A 5,474-nucleotide genomic window follows, 5' to 3' on the forward strand; every position below is an offset into this window, starting at 1 on the left:
CGGCGACGCAGCGGCTGGCCAGACGGCTGGCGCGGCGGGCGGCGGTGGACACCACCATCGCGATGGCGCAGCGGCCGGTAACGCGGGCGCTGACGCGGCCGGCGCACGCGGTGCGGGCGCTCCTGCCGGCGGCGCGAACGCGGCGTCGAGCGACGAAGGCCGCCGTGCGCGTGAAGCTGCGGGTGTACCGACAACGCCGGAATCGCCGGCTGAAGGCGCGAGCCGCCAGCGCGCTGCAACCGGCGATGCGGCCACGCCTGACGACGCGGCGAAAGCCGAGCGCCGCCGCCGCTGGCAGGAACGCCAGCAGCAAGGACAGGGCACGCAGCAGCCTGCGCAGGGAGGTGGCGCGCGATGAGTCCTTCCGCGCCATTCATCAAGCGTCCGGTAGCGACCTCGCTGCTGATGCTGGCGATCGTGCTGGCAGGCTTGGTGGGCTTCAAGTTCCTGCCGCTGTCCGCACTGCCGCAAGTCGATTTCCCCACGATTCAGGTACAAACGCTGTACCCCGGCGCCAGTCCGGAAGTGATGGGCCAGACCGTTACCGCGCCGCTGGAACGCCAGTTCGGCCAGATGGCCGGCCTGTCGCGCATGAGTTCCACCAGCGCCGCCGGCGTTTCCATCATCACCCTGCAATTCGGCCTCGGACAAACCCTGGACGTGGCCGAGCAGGAAGTGCAGGCCGCCATCAACGCCGGCTCCAGCCTGCTGCCGACCGATCTGCCTGCGCCGCCGGTCTACGCCAAGGTCAACCCGGCCGACGCGCCGGTGATGACGCTGGCCATCACTTCCGACACCATGCCGCTGACGGAAGTGCAAAACATCGTGAATACCCGCCTGGCCCTGAAAATCAGCCAGGTCACCGGCGTCGGCCTGGTCACCCTGAGCGGCGGCCAGCGTCCCGCCGTGCGCATTCAGGCCGATACGCAATCGCTGGCCAGCTACGGCCTGGGCCTCGACACCCTGCGTACCGCCATCGCCGCCGCCAACGCCAACAGCGCGAAAGGCAGCTTCGACGGCCCAACCCGCGCCTTCTCGATCAACGCCAACGACCAGCTGGTCACGGCCGCGGATTACAAGAACCTGATCATCGCCTACCGCAACGGCGCGCCGGTGCGTCTGGCGAATGTGGCACAGGTGGTGGACAGCGCGGAAAACGTCAAGCTGGGCGCCTGGTCCGGCATGAAGCCCGCGATCATCCTGAACGTGCAGCGCCAGCCCGGCGCCAACGTGATCGCCACCGTGGACGCCATCAAGAAGCGCCTGCCCGAGCTGCAATCGGGCCTGCCCGCCGCGCTGCGCGTGGACATCCTGAGCGACCGCACCACCGGCATTCGCGCCTCCGTCGAACACGTGGAGATCGAACTGGTGCTGGCCGTGGTACTGGTGGTGCTGGTGATTTTCGCCTTCCTGCATAGCCTGCGCGCCACCGTGATCGCCAGCCTGGCCGTTCCGATTTCGCTGATCGGCACCTTTGGCGTGATGTACCTGCTGGGCTACAGCCTGAATAACCTCAGCCTGATGGCGCTGACCATTGCCACCGGCTTCGTGGTCGACGATGCGATCGTGATGATCGAAAACATCTCGCGCTATATCGAGGAAGGCGAGAAGCCGATGGAGGCCGCACTGAAAGGCGCCACGCAGATCGGCTTCACCATCATTTCCCTGACCGTGTCCCTGATCGCCGTGCTGATTCCGCTGCTGTTCATGGGCGACGTGGTGGGCCGCCTGTTCCGCGAATTCGCGGTGACGCTGGCCATCACCATCCTGATTTCGGCAGTCGTGTCGCTGACGCTGGTGCCCATGATGTCCGGCCGCTGGCTGAAGAGCCACGCCAACGACGCACCGGGCAGCGTCGGTGCGCGCATCCAGCGCGGCTTCGACAAGGTGATTCATCACTACGACCGCAGCCTGATCTGGGTGTTCGATCACCAGGGCCTGACCCTGCTGATCGCATTGGCCACCCTGGTGCTGACGGCGCTGCTCTACATCCTGATTCCGAAAGGCCTGTTCCCGACGCAGGATACCGGCCAGCTGCAAGTGCGTATCGAAACCTCGCAAGCCGTGTCCTACGCGCGCATGGCGGATTTGCAGCAGGAAGCGGCCCGCGTGCTGCTGAAAGATCCCGATGTGCAGTCGCTCAGCTCCGTGGTCGGCGTGGATGCAGCCAACAACTCCATGCTGCACACGGGCCACATGCTGATCAACCTGAAGAAGAGCCACGACAAGCAGGAAGAGATCATGACCCGCATGCGCCGCAATGTGTCGGCCATCCCGGGCGTGAACATCTATCTGCAGCCGACGCAGGATCTGACCATCGACGCCGAATCCGGCCCGACGCAATACCGTGTCTCGCTGGAAGGAGCGGACAACGCCACCGTTACGCAATGGGCCAACAAGCTGGCCGAGCGCATGGCGACCAAGAAGCAGTTGCGCAATGTGGTGTCCGACGCCGGCGCAACGGGCGCGGCGGCGTACGTGAACATCGACCGCGACACGGCATCGCGCTTGTCCGTCACGGCCGCCAATATCGACGACGCCCTGTACAGCGCCTTCGGCCAGCGCATCGTGTCGACCATCTTCACCGAGACGAATCAGTACCGCGTGATTCTGGAGGCGCGCCAGGATGGTCTGAGCACGCCCGATGCGCTGGGTAATCTGCAAATCCGCACCGGCAGCGGCAAGGCGACACCGTTGTCCGCCGTGGCCTCGGTAACGGAAAAGCCGGCGCCGCTGCAGATCACGCACGTGGCGCAGTATCCTGCGACCACGCTGGGCTTCGACGCTGCATCCGGCGTGGCGCTGGGCGATGCGGTGGATGCGATCCGCGAAGCTGCCAAGGATATTCAGCTGCCGGCCTCCGTCACGCTGACCTTTCTCGGCGCGGCGGGCGCGTATCAGAACTCGCTGAGCAACCAGCTGTGGCTGATTCTGGCCGCCGTGGTCTGCGTCTACATCGTGTTGGGCGTGCTGTATGAGAGCTATATCCACCCATTGACCATTCTGTCCACGCTGCCTTCGGCGGGCGTGGGCGCCTTGCTGGCGCTGATGCTTACGGGGCAGGAGCTGGGCGTGATCGGCATCATCGGCATCATCCTGCTGATCGGTATCGTGAAGAAGAACGCGATCATGATGATCGACTTCGCCATCGAGGCGGAGCGCGAGGAGAAGAAACCGCCACAGGAAGCGATCCACCAGGCCGCGCTGCTGCGCTTCCGCCCCATCATCATGACCACGCTGGCTGCGCTGTTTGCCGCTGTGCCGCTGATGTTCGGCTGGGGTGAAGGCGCTGAACTGCGCCGTCCGCTGGGCCTGTCGATCTTCGGTGGCCTGATCGTCAGCCAGATGCTCACGCTGTACACGACGCCGGTGATTTACCTCGGCTTCGACCGCCTGGCGCAGCGCTGGCACAATCGCGCCGCGCGCAAGGAACAGGCGAGCGGGGAGGGGGCTGCACCATGAATTTGTCCGAGCCCTTTGTCCGGCGTCCGATTGCTACGGTCCTGCTGACGATCGGGATCGCGCTGGCGGGTATCGCGGCTTTCTTCGTGTTGCCGGTGTCGCCTCTGCCCCAGGTCGATTATCCATCGATCTCGGTCAGCGCCAGCCTGCCGGGCGCCAGTCCGGACACCATGGCGTCCAGCGTGGCAACGCCGCTGGAGCGCCGGCTGGGCGTGATTGCGGGCGTTAACGAGATGACGTCCAACTCGGGCAGCGGCTCCAGCCGCATCAACCTGCAGTTCGACCTGACGCGCCAGATCGATTCCGCCGCACGTGAAGTGCAGGCGGCGATCAATGCCACCCGCGTCGATCTGCCATCCACGCTGAAGCAGAATCCGACCTACCGCAAGGCCAATCCTTCCGACGCGCCGGTCATCATTCTGGCGCTGACGTCGCCGACCCGCCGCCCGGGCCAGATTTACGAAGCTGTGTCCAATATCGTGTCGCAGAAGCTGGCGCAGGTGAAGGGCGTGGGCGACGTGGAAATCGGCGGCGGCTCGCTGCCTGCCGTGCGCGTGGAACTGGTGCCGTTTGCGATGAACAAATACGGCGTGTCGTCGGAAGACGTGCGCGCCGCCATTCAGGCCAGCAATGCCAATCGCCCCAAGGGCGCGATCGAAGGCGATGAGCGCCGCCTGCAAATCTACTCGGGCCATGGCGACACCGACAAGCGCCCAATGGCGGCCGATTACCGTAACCTCGTCGTGGCATGGCGTGAAGGCGCGCCGATCCGCCTGAGCGACGTGGCGACCGTCAGCGATGGCGCGGAAAACCGCAACACGCTGGGCCTGTACAACGGCGAACCGGCGGTGATCGTGCTGATCACGCGCCAGCCGGGCGCCAATGTGATCGAAACGGTGGACAGCGTACGCGAACTGCTGCCGCAGCTGCGCGCCCAGCTGCCGCAGGACATCAAGCTGGAAGTGGCGTCCGACAGTACCAACTCGATCCGCTCTTCGCTGCACGAAATCGAAGCCACACTGATCATTTCGATCGTCCTGGTGGTGCTGGTGGTGAGCGCCTTCCTGCGCAGTGCGCGCGCAACGGTGATTCCGGCGATTGCGACCATCGTGTCGCTGCTGGGCACTTTCGGCATCATGTACTTCCTGGGCTTCAGCCTGAATAATCTGAGCCTGATGGCGCTGACCGTGGCCACCGGCTTCGTGGTCGACGACGCCATCGTGGTGCTGGAGAACACATCCCGCCACATCGAAGAGGGCATGGACCGCTTCCAGGCCGCGCTGCTGGGCGCACGTGAAGTGGGCTTCACCGTGCTGTCCATCAGCCTGTCGCTGGTGGCGGTGTTCATTCCGCTGCTGTTCATGGGCGGCCAGGTGGGACGCCTGTTCCGCGAATTCGCAGTGACCCTGTCCGCCGCGGTGCTGATTTCCCTGGTCATCTCGCTGACCACCACGCCGATGATGTGCGCCTGGCTGCTGAAGCCGGGCCATGACAAGAAACCGCCGGGCCGCGTGTCGCGCCTGTTCGAGCGCATGTTCGACAGTGTGATCCGCGTCTATGAGCACTCGCTGGACTGGGCCTTACACAGCATCTGGCTGGTGATGTTCATCCTGGCCTTTGTGGTTGGCCTGAACGTCTATCTGTTCGCGGCCTCGCCCAAAGGCTTCTTCCCGCAGCAGGATACCGGCCAGATCAACGGCGGCATTCGCGCCGACCAGAGTATCTCCTTCCAGGCCATGCAGCAGAAGCTGCGCCAGCTGGTCAACATCATCAAGGCCGATCCGGCGGTGGCGACCGTTGTCGGCTTTACCGGCGGCTCGCGCGCCGGCGGCGGCTTCATGTTCGTCAACCTGAAGCCGGTGTCGGAGCGCACCGAGTCCGGTCAGCAGGTGATTGCGCGCTTGCGTCCCAAGCTGGCCAAAGTGACCGGGGTTTCGCTGTTCCTGAATCCCGTGCAGGATTTGCGCATGGGCGGGCGGCAGACCAATTCGACGTACCAGTACACCCTGAAG

At 64.9% G+C, this 5,474-nt stretch carries 2 protein-coding genes and 1 pseudogene; all 3 read left to right on the forward strand.

Annotated elements, in window-relative coordinates; genetic code table 11:
* Positions 1-358 (forward strand): annotated as a pseudogene (locus AB4Z11_RS21370) (hypothetical protein); the annotation flags it as partial.
* Positions 355-3,462: an efflux RND transporter permease subunit gene (locus AB4Z11_RS21375; RefSeq protein WP_442027527.1), complete on the forward strand. Its 3,108-nt coding sequence runs from the start codon at positions 355-357 to the stop codon at positions 3,460-3,462. The pseudogene AB4Z11_RS21370 and the gene AB4Z11_RS21375, both read left to right, overlap by 4 nt.
* A partial coding sequence (locus tag AB4Z11_RS21380; protein WP_442027528.1) for an efflux RND transporter permease subunit occupies positions 3,459-5,474 on the forward strand: 2,016 nt, incomplete at its 3' end. The genes AB4Z11_RS21375 and AB4Z11_RS21380, both read left to right, overlap by 4 nt.

This window comes from Pseudoduganella sp. RAF53_2 (genome assembly GCF_052113985.1).
Classification (GTDB): Bacteria; Pseudomonadota; Gammaproteobacteria; order Burkholderiales; family Burkholderiaceae_D; genus Rugamonas.

Bases quoted from the DNA above. Each gene is read 5' to 3' on its own strand.
- AB4Z11_RS21375 (WP_442027527.1), top strand. From the start codon at position 355: ATGAGTCCTTCCGCGCCATTCATCAAGCGTCCGGTAGCGACCTCGCTG.